This window comes from Microbacterium aurum (assembly GCF_016907815.1).
Classification (GTDB): Bacteria; Actinomycetota; Actinomycetes; order Actinomycetales; family Microbacteriaceae; genus Microbacterium; species Microbacterium aurum.
The window spans coordinates 1,035,453-1,050,166 of the sequence record NZ_JAFBCQ010000001.1; the positions used below are offsets into that span (position 1 = coordinate 1,035,453).

Annotated in this window: 13 protein-coding genes and 1 other annotated feature; of the genes, 9 read left to right on the forward strand and 4 right to left on the reverse strand. The window is 68.4% G+C overall.

Translation table 11 applies throughout. The features are described 5' to 3' along the window. The first annotated feature begins 180 nt into the window (after positions 1 to 180). The 7 genes from JOD60_RS05145 to JOD60_RS05175 all read left to right on the forward strand — a co-directional run bounded on the left by JOD60_RS05145 (position 181) and on the right by JOD60_RS05175 (position 7,390). Positions 181 to 1,428, forward strand: coding sequence for an ABC transporter substrate-binding protein (locus tag JOD60_RS05145; protein ID WP_076689154.1), 1,248 nt, complete (start codon positions 181 to 183; stop codon positions 1,426 to 1,428). A gap of 84 nt (positions 1,429 to 1,512) precedes the next feature. Beyond that, a complete protein-coding gene (locus tag JOD60_RS05150; RefSeq protein WP_084201899.1) occupies positions 1,513 to 2,427 on the forward strand; it encodes a carbohydrate ABC transporter permease in 915 nt (304 codons plus the stop codon). Continuing rightward, positions 2,424 to 3,305 carry a carbohydrate ABC transporter permease gene (locus JOD60_RS05155; RefSeq protein WP_076689156.1) on the forward strand — a complete coding sequence of 294 codons (882 nt, stop codon included), beginning with the start codon at positions 2,424 to 2,426 and terminating at the stop codon, positions 3,303 to 3,305. Before JOD60_RS05150 ends, JOD60_RS05155 begins: the two co-directional genes overlap by 4 nt. A 41-nt stretch (positions 3,306 to 3,346) precedes the next feature. Then, entirely contained in the window at positions 3,347 to 4,381 is a 1,035-nt protein-coding gene (locus tag JOD60_RS05160) for an NAD-dependent epimerase/dehydratase family protein (RefSeq protein ID WP_076689158.1), read from the forward strand. Beyond that, complete coding sequence (locus tag JOD60_RS05165; protein ID WP_076689160.1) at positions 4,381 to 5,442, forward strand: dihydrodipicolinate synthase family protein; 1,062 nt, start codon at positions 4,381 to 4,383, stop codon at positions 5,440 to 5,442. The genes JOD60_RS05160 and JOD60_RS05165 overlap by 1 nt, the downstream gene beginning before the upstream one ends. Beyond that, positions 5,439 to 6,446: a hydroxyacid dehydrogenase gene (locus JOD60_RS05170; RefSeq protein WP_232321699.1), complete on the forward strand. Its 1,008-nt coding sequence runs from the start codon at positions 5,439 to 5,441 to the stop codon at positions 6,444 to 6,446. The genes JOD60_RS05165 and JOD60_RS05170 overlap by 4 nt, the downstream gene beginning before the upstream one ends. Then, a complete protein-coding gene (locus tag JOD60_RS05175; protein ID WP_076689163.1) occupies positions 6,443 to 7,390 on the forward strand; it encodes a Gfo/Idh/MocA family oxidoreductase in 948 nt (315 codons plus the stop codon). The genes JOD60_RS05170 and JOD60_RS05175 overlap by 4 nt, the downstream gene beginning before the upstream one ends. 63 nt (positions 7,391 to 7,453) lie before the next feature. On the opposite strand, the gene JOD60_RS05180 is transcribed toward JOD60_RS05175, so the two are convergent. Then, the gene (locus JOD60_RS05180; RefSeq protein WP_084201900.1) at positions 7,454 to 9,805 is read right to left on the reverse strand and encodes a carbohydrate-binding protein; all 2,352 of its coding nucleotides are present in this window, start codon (positions 9,803 to 9,805) and stop codon (positions 7,454 to 7,456) included. A gap of 241 nt (positions 9,806 to 10,046) precedes the next feature. Between JOD60_RS05180 and JOD60_RS17300 the strand changes: the two genes are divergently transcribed. Both JOD60_RS17300 and JOD60_RS17305 read left to right on the forward strand, forming a co-directional pair. Then, the gene (locus JOD60_RS17300; protein ID WP_198159124.1) at positions 10,047 to 10,415 is read left to right on the forward strand and encodes a hypothetical protein; all 369 of its coding nucleotides are present in this window, start codon (positions 10,047 to 10,049) and stop codon (positions 10,413 to 10,415) included. Continuing rightward, entirely contained in the window at positions 10,412 to 10,699 is a 288-nt protein-coding gene (locus tag JOD60_RS17305) for a hypothetical protein (protein ID WP_076689170.1), read from the forward strand. The genes JOD60_RS17300 and JOD60_RS17305 overlap by 4 nt, the downstream gene beginning before the upstream one ends. Positions 10,700 to 10,927: 228 nt before the next feature. On the opposite strand, the gene JOD60_RS05195 is transcribed toward JOD60_RS17305, so the two are convergent. The 3 genes from JOD60_RS05195 to JOD60_RS05205 form a co-directional block, all read right to left on the reverse strand. Continuing rightward, positions 10,928 to 11,227 carry a hypothetical protein gene (locus tag JOD60_RS05195; protein ID WP_157127851.1) on the reverse strand — a complete coding sequence of 100 codons (300 nt, stop codon included), beginning with the start codon at positions 11,225 to 11,227 and terminating at the stop codon, positions 10,928 to 10,930. Further along, positions 11,150 to 11,266 (reverse strand) — a sequence feature (AL1L pseudoknot). It overlaps the preceding gene by 78 nt. Then, on the reverse strand, positions 11,233 to 11,538 hold the full coding sequence (locus JOD60_RS05200) for a transposase (RefSeq protein ID WP_076689174.1): 306 nt from the start codon (positions 11,536 to 11,538) through the stop codon (positions 11,233 to 11,235). (Overlaps the previous feature by 34 nt.) 198 nt (positions 11,539 to 11,736) lie before the next feature. Continuing rightward, positions 11,737 to 14,694 (reverse strand): tetratricopeptide repeat protein, encoded by a 2,958-nt coding sequence (locus tag JOD60_RS05205; protein WP_076689176.1) that lies wholly within the window; start codon positions 14,692 to 14,694, stop codon positions 11,737 to 11,739. Between the last annotated feature and the right edge of the window lie 20 nt (positions 14,695 to 14,714).

Consider the following 14,714-nt stretch of genomic DNA (forward strand, 5'->3'; position numbering starts at 1 on the left):
GGCGCTCCTCACGGAAGGGACGGGTCGCGATCAAAATAGCACGCGCTGGTGACGAAACCACCATGATGTTCGAGGACGTGATCTCGAACGCTGGAGAAATCAGCGAAAACGAAGGCTTGACTAATTATCCCAGTGTGATGCCATAATGCGGATACCCCGAACGGTTTAGTAAGGAGCACCATGCGCACCAAGAAGGTTCTCGGCATCACCGCCGGTCTCGCCGCCGCTCTGCTGGTGGCCGGCTGTTCCGGGGGAGGCGGCTCCGGCGACGGAGACGGCTCCCAGGATCAGCATGTCACCCTCTGGCTCTACCCCATCCTGGCCGACGAAGCCGCCCACAAGGCTCACTGGGATCAGGTCGTGGAGGACTTCACGGCCGACCATCCCGAGATCACCGTGGACTACGAGATCTTCCCGTGGGCGAATCGCGATGAGGCGCTGCAGACCGCGATCGCCGCCAAGACCGGGCCGGATCTGGTCTACCTCATCCCCGATCAGCTCGCGGCCTATCAGGACGCGATCGAGCCGATCGGGCCGTACCTCAGCGATGAGCGCAAGAGCGACCTGCTCGACAACGTCATGGAGTCGGTCACCCTCGACGGCGAGCTGATGGGCGCGCCCATGCTCACCTCCGCGCTGCCGCTGCTCTGCGACGGCCAGGTCTTCGAGGCCGCCGGTCTCACGGAGTACCCCGAGACCTGGGACGACGTGCTCGAGATCGCCCCGCAGCTCAGCGAGCAGGGCCTCTACACCATCTCGTACTCGGCTTACCCGGAGATGACCCTCAACCAGTCGTTCTACCCGCTGCTCTGGCAGGCCGGCGGGAGCATCTACTCGGAGGACGGCTCGTCGGTCGGCTTCAACGAGGAGCCCGGCGTCGAGGCCCTGAGCTTCCTCACCGAGCTGGCCGAGCAGGACGCGCTCGTCCCCGATGCGCTGACGACCAACGTGCCGATGGAGCAGACCGCGATCGCGCAGCACAAGGTCGCCTGCACGTGGAACCACTCGGTCGCCGAGGTGCAGCCGTTCTGGGACGACATCCACGTGGTGGCGCCGCTGAAGGACAAGGAGTCCGTGGCCTACGGCACCGTCGGCTCGCTGGCGATGCTCACGGGCGCGCAGGACAAGGAGGCCGCCGCCGCCTTCGCCGAGTACGCCACCGGCGAGGACGTCGTCGTGCCGTACCTCACGCAGGCGGGCTTCTTCTCGGCGCTGAAGTCGACCGGCGAGCTGTACGCGGACGACCCGGTTCTCTCGGCCGTCGAGGCGACCATCCCGAGCACGACGGTCGGCGAGCTGAACACCAGCTCGCGCGAGCTCATGGGTGTGCTGGTCCCGGAGATCCAGGCCGCGCTGCTGGGGCAGAAGTCCGCACAGGAGGCGCTGGACGCGGCCGCCGCCGCGGCAGAGCCGCTGCTGGCGAAGTAGCGTGACGCGGGTGCGCCGGGCCGGCCGCCGGTCCGGCGCACCCGCTTCTTTCGACCGAGTCACGACGAGCCGAGGAGGACCTCGATGACGACCACGACCATGGCATCGCCGCGGCGGCCGGTGAGGACCCGCGCGATGCGCGTGCTCGCCCGCCGTGAGGCCCGCATCGCCCTGCTGTTCGTGCTGCCGGCATTCCTGCTGTTCCTGGTCTTCCGGTTCGGCCCGGCGATCGTCGGCGTCGCGCTGAGCTTCTTCGACTACAGCATCGTCGGCGAGATCGGGTGGCGGGGGCTCGACCATTTCCAGCGGCTGTTCGTCGATCCGCTGTTCTGGCGGGCGCTGACGACCACTGTGCTGTACACCGCATTCTCGGTTCCGATCGCGATCGCCCTGGCCATGGCCATGGCGCTCGGCGTGCGCCGGGCCTTCCGCGGATCGCGCTTCTTCCGCTCGATCTTCTTCCTTCCGGTGATCACCTCGCTCGTGCTGGCCGGCTCGATCTTCTCGTGGATCTTCTCCGCCGACGGTCCGTGGGCGGCGCTCATGGAGCCGCTCGGACTGGGGCGGAGCTGGCTGGCCGACCCCGTCCTCGTGCTCCCGGCGCTGGTCATCATCGGCGTCTGGTCTCGGTTCGGCTACGGGATGATGATCTTCGTCGCCGCGCTCCAGGACGTGCCGCGCGAGCTCGAGGAGGCGGCGCTGATGGACGGCGCGAACGCCTGGCAGCGGTTCCGGGCGATCATCCTCCCTCAGACGCGGCCCACGATCTTCTTCCTCGCCGTCATCGAGACCACGTTCGCGTTCCAGGTCTTCGAGCTCATCTACGTCACCACCGGCGGCGGACCGGCGAACGCGAGCTATTCCCTCGTCTATCTGCTATACGACCAGGGCTTCAAATACACCAACTACGGGTACGCCGCCGCCGTCGGCGTCGCGCTCTTCGTGATGACCCTGGTCGTGGCGCTCATCCAGCGTCTCGTGATCGGAAGGCAGCGATGACCACCACGACCAGCATCGTCCTGCCCGGCAAGGCCGGCCGGCGGCGCTCGTTCCACGCGCTCGAGCCGACGGGCTTCGGCGTGGTGCTGCGCTGGCTGTGGCTCGGGCTGGCGGCCGTCCTGTCCTTCTTCCCGTTCTACGCGATGGTGGTCCTCAGCCTGAAGCCGGGGGCCGTCGTCGAGCTGCCCGGCTCGCTGCTGCCGTGGAACCTGTCGTTCGACTCGTACGCGCAGGTGCTGTCCGGACAGAACCTGCTGATGTGGCTGCTGAACACGATGGTCTACGCCGTGGTGTCGGTGGTCGCCGTGCTGTTCTTCTCCGCGCTCGCGGGCTACGCGTTCGCCAAGAAGCGCTTCGCCGGCAAGGAGGTGATGTTCTGGTCGTTCCTGGCGATGGTCATGGTGCCCTTCCACGTCACCCTCATCCCGACGTTCATCCTCATGGCCAATCTCGGCGCGGTGAACACCTATTGGGGCCTCATCCTCCCCACGCTCGCCAACGCGCAGGCGGTGTTCCTGATGCGCCAGTTCATCCAGGGCCTGCCGGACGAGCTGTTCGAGGCGGCGCGGATCGACGGCGCCGGAGAGCTGCGGATGTTCCTCGGGCTCGTGCTGCCGCTGTGCAAGCCCATCCTGGCCACACTGGGCGTCTTCGTGTTCCTGTGGCACTGGAACGACTTCCTCTGGCCGCTGATCGTCGCGAAGTCGAGCAGCATGTGGACCCTCACCGTCGGCATCGCGTCGCTGCAGCAGCAGAACGTGCCCTTGAGCGTGATGCTGGCCGGCTCGGTCGTCGCCCTCGTCCCGATCTTCTTCGCGTACCTCATCGCCCAGCGGTACGTCCAGGAGGGCGTCACCGGAACGGGGATCAAGGGATGACCGACAGGCAAGACGCCCGACGACGAAAGGGACCACACGACGTGACAGAGCGACGATTCGCCTCCGAGGCGGAGCTGGAGGAGGCGCTCACCGCGCCCGACCCGGGACTGATCGAGGACCTGGCCCGCGGAAGCGGAGATCTGGTGATCCTCGGCGCGGGCGGGAAGATGGGACCCACGCTCGCGGTGCTGGCCCGCCGCGGGCTGGACGCCGCGGGGCGCTCGGGCGACACGGTGTACGCCGTGTCGCGGTTCGGCGACGCCGCGGTGCGGGAGTGTCTGCAGTCGGCGGGGGTCCAGGCGATCCCCTTCGACCTCATCGAGAACGACGATCTCTCCCCGCTTCCGGACGCCGAGAACGTGGTGTTCATGGTCGGCGCGAAGTTCGGGGCGGCGACCAACGCCTCCTGGGCCTGGGAGGTCAACGCCGCCCTGCCCGACCGCGTCGCCCGCCGCTATCGGTCCAGCGCGATCTCCGTGCTGTCTACGGGCAACGTCTACCCGTTCGTGCCCGCCTCGTCCGGCGGCGCCTCCGAGCACGTCGCTCCGGCGCCGATCGGCGAGTACGCGCAGTCCTGCCTCGGTCGGGAGCGCGTGTTCGAGTTCGGCGCGCAGGAGCGTGGCACGCGGGTCGCCGTCATCCGGCTCAACTACGCCGTCGACCTCCGCTACGGCGTCCTCGCCGACATCGGAAGCGCGGTGCTCGCGGGGGAGCCGGTCTCGCTGGCGACGGCGAACGTCAACGTCGTCTGGCAGGGATACGCGAACGAGGTCGTGCTGCGCAGTCTCGGTCGCGCCTCCTCCGACGTGTTCACGATCAATCTCACCGGGCCGGAGCTGCTGAGCGTCGAGTCCGTCGCGCGGGAGTTCGGCGAGCTGCTCGAGCGCGAGGTCGTCTTCGACGGAGAGCCGCAGCCCACCGCGCTGCTGAGCGACGCCCGGCGCTGCATGGCGGAGTTCGGTTATCCGCAGGTGCCGGCGGACGCGCTCATCCGCTGGCAGGCCGCCTGGCTGCGCGACGGGCTGCCGATGACCGCAAAGCCCACGAAGTGGGCCGTGCGGGACGGGAAGTTCTGATGGCGGCGCCCGCACTGCGCGCCGAGGCCGCGCGGGCTCTCGCCGAGGGCGTCGTGATCCCCGCGCACCCGCTCGCCCTCACCGCCGAGCGGACGCTGGACGAGAGGCGCCAGCGTGCCCTCACCCGGTACTACCTCGATGCGGGGGCCGGAGGCATCGCCATCGGCGTGCACACGACGCAGTTCGAGATCCGCGACGAGGAGCACGCGCTCTTCGAGCCCGTGCTCGCCCTCGCCGCGGAGGAGCTGGACCGCGGCGGACGTCCCGACGTCATCCGGGTCGCCGGCGTCGCCGGCGACATCGAGCAGGCCGTGGCCGAGGCGGAGCTGGCCCGGTCGCTCGGCTACGACGCCGTGCTGGTCAGCCCCCGGGTCGCGGGCGCCGACGAGCAGGCGCTCCTGCAGCGGGCGGCCGCCGTCGCCGAGGTGCTGCCCGTGATCGGCTTCTACCTGCAGGCCGCGATCGGCGGTCCCGTGCTGGACCGCGACTTCTGGTGCGCCTTCGCGCGCATCCCCTCGGTCGTGGCCGTGAAGGCGGCGCCGTTCGACCGCTACCGCACGCTGGAGCTCGTGCGCGGGGTCGCCGCCTCCGGCCGCGCCGACGAGATCGCGCTGTACACCGGCAACGACGACACGATCGTCTCCGATCTCCTCGCGGAGTTCCACGTGGACACCCCGCAGGGCCCGCGGACCATGCGCTTCGTCGGCGGTCTGCTCGGTCAGTGGGCGGTCGGCACGCGTGCGGCGGTGGGGCTGCTGCAGAAGGCGCACCGCGCCGCCGCGGGCGACGAGGCGGCGTATCGCGAGCTCGGCCGGCTCTCCGCGGACGTGCTCGACCTCAACCAGGCCGTCTTCGACCCCGGCAACGACTTCCACGGCGTGATCGCGGGCGTTCACGAGATGCTGCGGCAGCAGGGGCTGCTCGCCGGCACCTGGTGCCTGGATCCGGACGAGGGGCTCTCACCGGGGCAGGCCGAGGAGATCTCCCGGGTGCGCAGCGCGTATCCCGCCCTCACCGACGACGCCTTCGTCGCCTCGCACATCCGGGACTGGCTGGCGTGACCCCGCCGAGCCTCGTCGCGGCCGTCTCCGAAGGCCTCATGACCGAGTTCTTCGCTCCGGACGACAGGGCGCGGCTCGAGGCCGCCGCCGAGCTGCTGGGCGGCTCGTTCCTGCGCGTGGACGCGCTCGCCGACGTCCCCGACACCTCCCGGGCGCGGGTGGTCGTGACCAGCTGGGGCGCCGCGCCGTTCACGGCGGAGCTCCTGGACGCCCTTCCCGCCCTCGGGCTCGTCGCCCACACCGGCGCATCCGTCCGAGCGCTGGTGACCGACGAGGTGTTCGATCGGGACGTGCTGGTCACGCAGGCGGGGACAGGGATGGCGCGGTCGGTCGCCGAGGTGTCGCTGGCGTTCACCCTCGCGCTGCTGCATCGCGTGCCGCGGATGCACAACGCGCTGCGCGACGGATCGGCCGCCTGGCACCGGCCGGAGTCCGCCGGCGTGCAGCACGAGATCCTCGGCGCCCCGATCGCCGTCGTCGGCGCCTCCCGCACCGGACGCGCCTACCTCGAGCTGATCGGGGCGCTCGGCGCCGAACCGCTGCTGGTCGATCCGACGCTCGGGGCGCAGGAGGCGGCGGCGCTGGGCGCGGAGCTCGTGGGGCTGGACGAGGCGCTCACGAGGGCGCGCATCGTCGCCCTGCATGCGCCATCGCTGCCCGTCACGCACCGGATGCTCGGCGCGAGGGAGCTCGCGCTGATGCCCGACGGCGCGGGGCTGGTGAACACCGCCCGCTCCTGGCTGGTCGATGAGCGCGCGCTGCTGCGCGAACTGGAGACGGGAAGGATCGACGCCGCGATCGACGTGTTCGACGAGGAGCCGCTGCCCGCCGGGAGCCCGCTTCGGCGGCTTCCCAACGTGCTGCTCACGCCGCATCGAGCGGCCGGCACGTGGGAGGGACGGCTCCGGCAGGGGCGGATCGTGGCGGATGAGATCGAGGCCTTCGCGCGGCGCGTGCCGCTGCGGCACACCGTGAGCCGAGAGCCGCTCGCCGTCCTGGCATGAGCCGGCCGCTGCAGATCGGGTTCGCGGGCCTGGCGCACTCGCATCCGTACTCCGATGCCGAGAACGCGCTCGCCGTCGGCGCGGAGATCGTCGGTGTGGCGGACCCCGACCCCCGCCGCCGCGCCGAGTTCGCCCACCGGTTCGGCTGCCCCCAGCGCGACTCGCTCGCCGCGCTCTGCGCCCGGCGCCCCGACCTGATCATCGCGACGCCGCATCTCGACGACGTGCCCCGCACTGCGGCGCTGCTCGCCGCGTCCGGCGCGCCGGTGTTCTTCAACAAGGTCATCGCGGCGAATCGGCGGCAGCTGGAGGCGTGGGACGAGGCGGTCGACGGGGTCCCGTCGTCGCTGATCGGGACGAGCTCGGTGCTGCGGTTCGCTCCCGCCGTGCAGGAGCTGCGTCGAGCGACGGCGGATGCGGAGATCCTCGGCATCCGCGTGATCGCGCAGCACGACAACGCCCTGTTCCGCTCCGCAGGCCGGGAATGGCAGGACGATCCCACCGTCGGCGGCGGCACGCTCGTCACCGTCGGGGTGCACGCCTGGGAGATGGTCGACGTGCTGCTGCCCGGCGCCGTGCTCACCGGCTCGACGGGATGGGTGCGACGGCGGGCGGGTTCACCGACACGCTCCGAAGACGCCGCAGCGGTGTCGGGAACGCTGAGCCTGCCCGGCGGGGGCGCGGTGCCGGTCGAGGCATGGGTGACCGGCGTACCCGGCCCGGACCGCTATGCGATCGAGGCCCTCACGGCCGACGGGGTCGCCGCCGCCGACATCGGCCGCGACGCCGACGCGGACGAGGCCATGGGCTTCGCCGGACTGATCCGCGAGCTCGCCGCCGCCGCGCGAGAGGGGCGGCTGCCCGTGGACGGCGCGCAGTCCCGGACGGTGGTCGCCAACACAATCCGGGCGGCCGAGATCGCCAGGGGCACGGGCGCCTCATAGCCCCCGCGCTCGAGCCGTCGGAGGCCGGCCCACCCGAAGGGCCGGCCTCCGACGACGCCCGGATCAGCCGGCGGGCTGCCAGGGGCCCCAGGGATCGCCGGGCATCTGGTTCCTGGTCCACCACTTCGCGGTGTAGACCACGCTCTCATGCACGGCGGTCTCGCCGGCGACGAAGATGCGCGACGGCGTCCACAGGGCGGTGCCGTCCTCGGTCTCTGCGATCTCCTGCCACGGGCCCGACGGATCGCCCGGCTCCTGGTTCTGCGTCCACCACGTGGCACGCCAGGTGCTTCCGGCGCGACGCACCTCGTCGCCCGTGTCGTAGACGGCGCCGCTGTCCCACGGCGCGGGCAGGACGTCGCCCAGCGCGAAGTTCCAGCGGTACAGGGTCGCGACCCTGGCGTAGTACAGGTTGCCGTCGGAGCCCTCCGTGAGGTGCCCCGCGCCGTCGGCGGCGAGCAGCTCCGCGGTGAAGGAGGCCGGATCCACGCGCCACAGCGAACCGCTGGCCGTCGCGTACAGGTAGCCGTCGTCACGGAACACGATCGAGCGGTCGGCCGCGTACATGCTGGTGCGGTGCGGGAAGACCTGCTCGGAGCGGATCACCGAGCCATCGACGGGGTCGACATTGAACAGGTACCCGTCGGCGATGCCCCACAGCACGCCGTCCTCGTCGAAGGTCAGCGCGTTCACCGACACCGCGCCCGGCACCGGCACCGTGCGGTACACCACGTCTCCGCTCTCCGGATCGAAGGCGAACAGCTCGGCCTCCGCGGCCGTGGGCTCGGTGCCGTACCCGCCGTTGATCGTCGTGCCGGCGTAGATCAGTCCGTCGCGTTCGGCGAGCGAGACCACGCCCTGATCGGGCACCAGGTTGCGATGCACCTCGGTGTCGCCGGTGGCCGGATCCCACAGGGTGATCGCCCCACCGAGGCGACCGGAGACCGGAACCGTGGACACCGCCATCCGGTCGCCGACGCGGACCAGGGAGTGCGGACGATCCTGCTCGTCCCCGATGCTCACCGGCGCGCCGGGGTTGGTGCCGTTCGCCCACGGCTGCGTGGTGTCGTAGCGGAGCAGGTCGGCCTTGGGGTAGCGGCCGAGCACCAGGCTGTCGCCGAACGTGCCGATGCCCTCGATCTGCCCCGCTCCGGGCAGCAGCGTGTACTGATCGGTCGCAGGGTCGAACCGCGACATCCCGGGAGGGGAGAGGAAGCCGCTGATGTAGAGGCCGCCGTCCGGCCCGGCGCCGATGGTCTGGATCGGGTTCGGCGTGCTCTCCAGGTCGGCCTCGCCGAAGTAGAGACCCTTGCGCTTGGTCTCGTTCCAGGTGTAGATCCGGCCGTTGTAGTAGGTCATGATCGCGGTCATGCCGGGCCAGGTCTCCTGGTCGGGATCCTCGTACCACATCCACGCGCCGGGGAAGGCGTTCGGATTGAAGCCGAGCGGCGAGTAGGTGTGCGTCTCGAGGTCGTACCGGTAGATGCCCACGGGATCGACGCCGTTGTTGAGGCGGAACCACACCGACTTCCCGGACGGATCCGCCTGCGAGATCACCCGTCCGGTGACCTTCGGCACCGTGTTCACGACCGACAGATCGGAGGTGTCGTAGACGATCAGCGTGTTGATCGGCTCCACTCTGACGAAGAGGTATCCGCCGGCGAGCGTCATGTCGTAGGTCGTCCCCTGTCCGGCGATCGGGATCGGGATGTCGGTCACCTCGCCCGTGTGGCGGTCGTAGCGCGCGAGCTTCGCGTTCGGCTGGCTCCCGGCGTAGACGTAGTCGTCGTCGATCGCCAGCGAGCGCAGGTAGGTCTCCCCGGCGTTCACCTGACCGAGGTCCGCTGTCTGGCCGGTCGTCGGATCGAGTGAGAACAGCCGTCCGCCGGGGTAGGTCCCGCCGTAGACCATGCCGTCCGGCGCGGTCGCCAGTCGCCAGATCTGCTGTCCGGGGAACGGCGTGCCGTGGTCGGTGATCTCCTGATCCCCCGGCTTCCAGCTGTAGAGCTGGCCCTCGGTCATGCCGAAGTAGACCGTCCCGTCGACGGCGTTGAAGGTGTTCGCCCAGCTGTTGACGCCCGCGGGCACCCGCTGCTTGAAGATCACCTTGTTGCCGGTGCCGCCGGCGGTGTCGGGCAGCACCTCGGTCACCTGGAACATGGCGGGGACCTCGGCGTTGCCGTTCGTCACCCAGAAGGCGAGCGGCGTGCCGTCGGCATCGGTGCCGAGCGATGACTCCGGGGAGAGCACCTTCCCGTCGATCGGATATCCGAGGTCCTCCTCGGCGCCGGCGCGGGCGGTCGTCTCCGGTGCCGGCGCGTCCTCCGGGGCGGCGAGAGCGGGTGAGCCGAGCATCAGCGTCGAGCCGATGACTGCGGCCGCGATGGTCGCGGCCACCATCCTGCGAGTACCCATGAGTATCCTTCGACCTTGCTTCCGAGATGGACTGAATTAGCACAGGGCGCAGAGAAAACTCGTACATGCTTCCCTGATACCTATGCGCCGTGGTGGGGTCCAATATCACAGATATGTGTGATAATCGCAAGACCTACATGAGGTGTTCGTCAACGTACGCCGTGAGCGCACGGTGGAGGCCTCTGAGATGCCGTGGCGCGGGGAGCACCTTCCGCCCCGCGAGTCAGACCGCTGGGCGACCTTGCTCACCGCGTCCGGGCTCACCGTCGAGCAGGTCGAAGACGTGCTCAGCTCCGACGCCTACGGCGCACTGTCGGCCGAGCTGCGTCACGCCGAAGCCAACCACCATGACCTTGATGCGCTGCTCCCGCGTCTGGTGGCGGCGCGGAGTCTGGACGATGCCGACGACATCGCCTCTGTCCTCCACACCCGCGTGGCACGCGCCACCGCCCGGCCCGCCGGATCAGGCCGAACCCGCAAGCGCCCGATGCTTATCGTCGGCCTGATCCCGCACGCCGGCGGACAGATGACCGACGACGTGCGGCAAGCCCTGGACGAGCGCCGCGAGCTGATCGAGGCTCGCGCCGGGCCGTGCTCCGTGGCTCCTTGACCGATGAGGAACCGTGGACGGCAGACCTCGGCACGGCACCGAGGGGCGAAAAGGAGAAGGCGGCGTGGTGGCGCGCCGCCTGCACCATCGCGGCCTACCGCGACCGCTACGGCATCACCGACGACCGGACCCCGCTCGGCGCGGCACCGGAGAGCACCAGCCAGAAGATCGACGCCATCCGCGCCCGCGCCGCCCTCAACCGCGCCCACGCCATCACCAACGACGAGCAGTCGGCGCAGCAGGTACGACAGACCGCGGCGGCTCGGCCCGCTCGGAGCCTGTGACGAGCGGAGTTGCACGGACCGAGCTACAACATGCCGTGAGTGTCGGTGCTCGCGGATACGGTCAAGACATGAGCGACACGCACAAAGTGAGCCCCTACGGCTCGGCGCGCGATCTTCCGTCCGTCAAGGAGATGGAGCAGCAGATCGCAGCGTTCAAGCTGCTTGGCTTGCTGCTGCCGAAGGCGCAACGGAAGCAGCTCAAGAACTTGCAGAGTGAGCACCGGCGCATCATTGGGATTGTTGACTGTCTTCCATGGCCCGGATCGAGCGGGTCCGCGGACGAGTTCGGCCTTGTAGTAGCCGTTCACCGTGCATCTTCCGGCGCCCGTAGACGCCGTAGTTCTCCGCATGCAGCCGCACGACCTCCGGGACGAGGAGATCGTCCTTCAGTTGCCTGGCCGACGGCGCACGGCCGACAGCGGCGCGGTTGCCGCGTGCGGTGAGGAAGCCCTGGACCGCCGGTCGGAGGACCCGGCAGATGAGCTCGACCCCGAAACGATCCCGGTGCTCGTTGATGAACCGGATCATCTCGGTCAGGGGCGGTCGAGCTCCTTCGCGAAAAACACGCTCGCAGCCTTGAGGATCTCGTTGGCCTTGCGCAGCTCGGCGTTCTCCTTCCGCAGCCGCTTGATCTCCGCCGCCGCATCGGTGGTCAGCCCAGGCTTCACGCCCGCGTCGACCTCGTATCGGCGCTGCCAGAGTCGCAGCGTCTCGGGGCTCATCCCGAGCAGCCCGGCGACATGCCGCACGGCGCTCATCATCGTCGGGTGCGACGGTCGCGTCTCCGCGAGCATCCGCAACGCCCGCTCACGCATCTCCGGCGAATACTTCCTGTTCATCGAGTTCCATCCTTGCTAGAAGAACGGAACGAAAGTCAGGCCGATTCATATCGTCGAGTTCATCCTTGCGACTCGGACGGAGCCTTGACCGACCGTCAAGCGACAGGACATGCCCGTAATGGAAGGCCTCCGCCAAATCTCAGGGTCGCCAGGTCGGTTGACGTGGGCCTGGAGGTCTCCCTCCAGGCCCACGTCAACTCATTTGGGCGGGAATAGCAGCAGGTCCGGAAGCGAGGTCGCGAAGTAGTCGATGGTCCCGTCCTCACCTATCGGCCGCACTTCTGTCGACGCGCGGATTCGCTTCCGCACTTCGTCCGCCTGCTGAAGATCTCCCGTGCGTTCTAGGAGATCAGCCCATCGTCCGAAGAGCGTCGTCGTGTCGGCGAGCGGATGCCGATCCTCGCCGATGTTAGGGGGCACAGCCACCGCTGTCGCAATCGCGTTGAGTGCCCCTGTGAGGTCGCCGGACCTTTCCGCTTCCTCGGCACGAACGAGGCCGATCCGCTCCCAAACGCCCAGCACTTTCCCCTCCCCTCCTTCCCAGGGCGCGAAGGGGCGCGTTTGAAGAACTTGCAGTGCCTCTTCCCATCGACCCACGTCAACCAGAAGGTCTGTGTACTCGACGGTGAGGTCATCGCGCGAGAAGGCTATGTCGCGGTGCGGCTCCAACAGGCTGAGCCTATCTTCGGCAGACACGGCCATCCGTTCGAGCAGCTGATCCCTCTCGAACAGCAGTCGACCGTCGGGTTTCGCTTCGATCGCACGGTTGTAGAGACCGCTCGCAGCGTCGAGGTCACCTTCGACCGCATACACGGCTAAGGCAGCATTCCGCAGCGCTCGCGTCGACGCTGTCGGACGGGCGATCACCTCGCGCCACAGCTTCAACGCTTCCGCTTGGCGCCCGCGGTCGAAAAGGAGCATCGCCAGCAGATCTTGGGCCCTTTCGTCATCAGGGTCGGCGCGAAGCGCGGCCTGTAGCGCGTCGTGATCGTCGAGTCCCGCAGGGAAGCAAAGCGCATCTGGAACGAGATGGGCAGCCTCTCTTGCAGCAGCGGCGCCGTGCGAGTCGCCCAGAAGCTCCAGTAGCTGCGCACGACGATAATGGGCGATCGGTCGGACTTCGCCAGCCGGGGTTACGTCCGCGCGGCCTGCGATCTCGAGCAGTCTCAGCGCGAGTTCGGTTTCACCGGCAGCGCTGAGATCGGTTGCCACGTCCATGATCGTTCGGCCGTCGAGTGAGCCGGCGGCCTCTTCCCCGTCACGCAGAACACGAGCGACGTGATCGAGAGGGTCGGCGGCCAGCAGGTGATCCACCAACCTGGTCGCATCGTCCGTCCGCCCGGACTTTCGCAGAGTTATAGCGCGGATGACAACTGCTCGTGCGTCTGCAGGATTACTCGCAAGCACCTGATCGATTTTCTCAATTGCGACAGAGCGGTCACCCCGTTGAAGCGCGAGTCGTGCGATCTCAACCCCTGCGGGAGCTGCCCATCGCCCGTCCCACGCTGCCTTCGCCAGCGCATCGACGGCCTCATCGTGACGACCAGTGCGAGCGAGAACCATCCCGAGTAGGTAAGAAGCCTCACCGTCACGCGGGTTTCCGTTCAGCGCGGTAGCTCGCTCCAGGCCTACACGAAGGTGCGTTTCAGCTACCAGATACTCACCGCGGCGATATGCCACGTCGGCCAGAGCCACTCTGCACCTGGCGTCGCCGGGATCGCGCCGGATCGCTTCTTCCCAGTACGGCAGCGGAGAGCGGGTTGGATGCCGGTACTGATGGAGGTGCATGCCGGTCCAGAACAACTCGTCGTTGCTCTGGATGTCACCCGGGAGCGGAGGTGCCGATGCTGTCCGCGGTTCCGTCGCGGGGCCCTCCACCCGAGGCCGACGCTGGAGGACGATGTCCGCGCCCTGAGTAACGCGCACTTCGAGGTCGGCTGCCTCAGTCCCGGCTGGCAGAGATCCTGTCCAGGTCCATGCGTCTCCGGGGACGAGGTCTGATTCCACTCCCAGAATCTCTTCGTCGCTGGCAATGATCTCGATGCGCGAGCCGGGGCGCGCAAAAGTCACGGCAACTCCGATCGCTACCCGGTCCGCGCTCAGGATTTTGATGCTGATGGCACCTTCCGGGGAGGCGTAGTCGACCGGGCCGATTCTCTGAATTGGGAACCATGTCTGGGTGAACTGTTTCGTCTCACCTGGCTCCAGCCAAGCGAAGTCCGGCTGGTTGTCTGTGTACACGCCAGCCATGAGCTCCACGTAGGGTCCGTCGCCATCGGTCAAGAGGCGGTCCCAGGCGTGTCCGAATGGGGAGTTCCCCCACGTCCACTGCTTCTTCCCGGGAGCGATGTGTCGGTCGGCGACGTGGACGAACCCTGCCTCCGCGTCGTGGTCGTACCCGCCGAAGAAGTCTTCCTTGGTCGCTGTGACCATGTACGAGGTGGGGACTGGGATGTTCTTGTACCAGTCCAAGCGATCACCCCCATCCTTCGCCATCGCAGGGTAGTCGACGCCGTAGTAGGGGCGGTCCGCGTGTGGGAACGCCGTGATGGCCCTGCGCGCGTGGTCCGCGACGAAGTGCACATCGCTCGGGAAAAACGATTGGTAGTTGTCGTGAACTCGCGCGGCCACGTTCGCCCACCAGAGAAATGTTTGCGACTCGCTCGTCCTGTTGTGCAGCTTGACGACGAGTTCGACAGCGGCCCTATCCGGGTGCAGCCGGATCCCGTGCATCCCCTTCATTCGCGCGAACGGGTCGTGGTCAGAACACCACACGGTGACTGTTCCATCTGGCGCCTGTTCGATGTGAGTTGAGACGGGGAGGTAGGTCGCCGGCCTGTGATGCTGCGGCCAGTTGAATTCCACTCCCCCAGATACCCACGGGCCAGCGAGGCCTACGAGCGCCGGCTTGATCACGTTGTTCCGGTAGAAGAAGTCGTACTCGGCCGTCTTGTCGTAGCCGATATGGATCCGCCCTCCTAGTTCGGGCAGTACGACCAGCCTGATCCAGCGATTCTCGAGGTGGATGGCCTGCCACTGCCGTGGCGCGCCCTCCGTATCCACCCTGTCGATGAACGGGATTGGGTACACGCGTCCACTAGACCCCTGATACACCCGACGGTCGACGAAGAGGGGGTACGGGTCGGGGTCACCCACCTCATAGGTGTGGACCGTGA

What these genes read in the sequence shown, in the direction of transcription:
- JOD60_RS05145 (WP_076689154.1), top strand. Translation starts at nt 181, where the DNA reads ATGCGCACCAAGAAGGTTCTCGGCATCACCGCCGGTCTCGCCGCCGCT.
- JOD60_RS05150 (WP_084201899.1), top strand. Translation starts at nt 1,513, where the DNA reads ATGACGACCACGACCATGGCATCGCCGCGGCGGCCGGTGAGGACCCGC.
- JOD60_RS05155 (WP_076689156.1), top strand. Translation starts at nt 2,424, where the DNA reads ATGACCACCACGACCAGCATCGTCCTGCCCGGCAAGGCCGGCCGGCGG.
- JOD60_RS05165 (WP_076689160.1), top strand. Translation starts at nt 4,381, where the DNA reads ATGGCGGCGCCCGCACTGCGCGCCGAGGCCGCGCGGGCTCTCGCCGAG.
- JOD60_RS05175 (WP_076689163.1), top strand. Translation starts at nt 6,443, where the DNA reads ATGAGCCGGCCGCTGCAGATCGGGTTCGCGGGCCTGGCGCACTCGCAT.
- JOD60_RS05180 (WP_084201900.1), bottom strand. Translation starts at nt 9,805, where the DNA reads ATGGGTACTCGCAGGATGGTGGCCGCGACCATCGCGGCCGCAGTCATC.
- JOD60_RS05195 (WP_157127851.1), bottom strand. Translation starts at nt 11,227, where the DNA reads ATGATCCGGTTCATCAACGAGCACCGGGATCGTTTCGGGGTCGAGCTC.
- JOD60_RS05200 (WP_076689174.1), bottom strand. Translation starts at nt 11,538, where the DNA reads ATGAACAGGAAGTATTCGCCGGAGATGCGTGAGCGGGCGTTGCGGATG.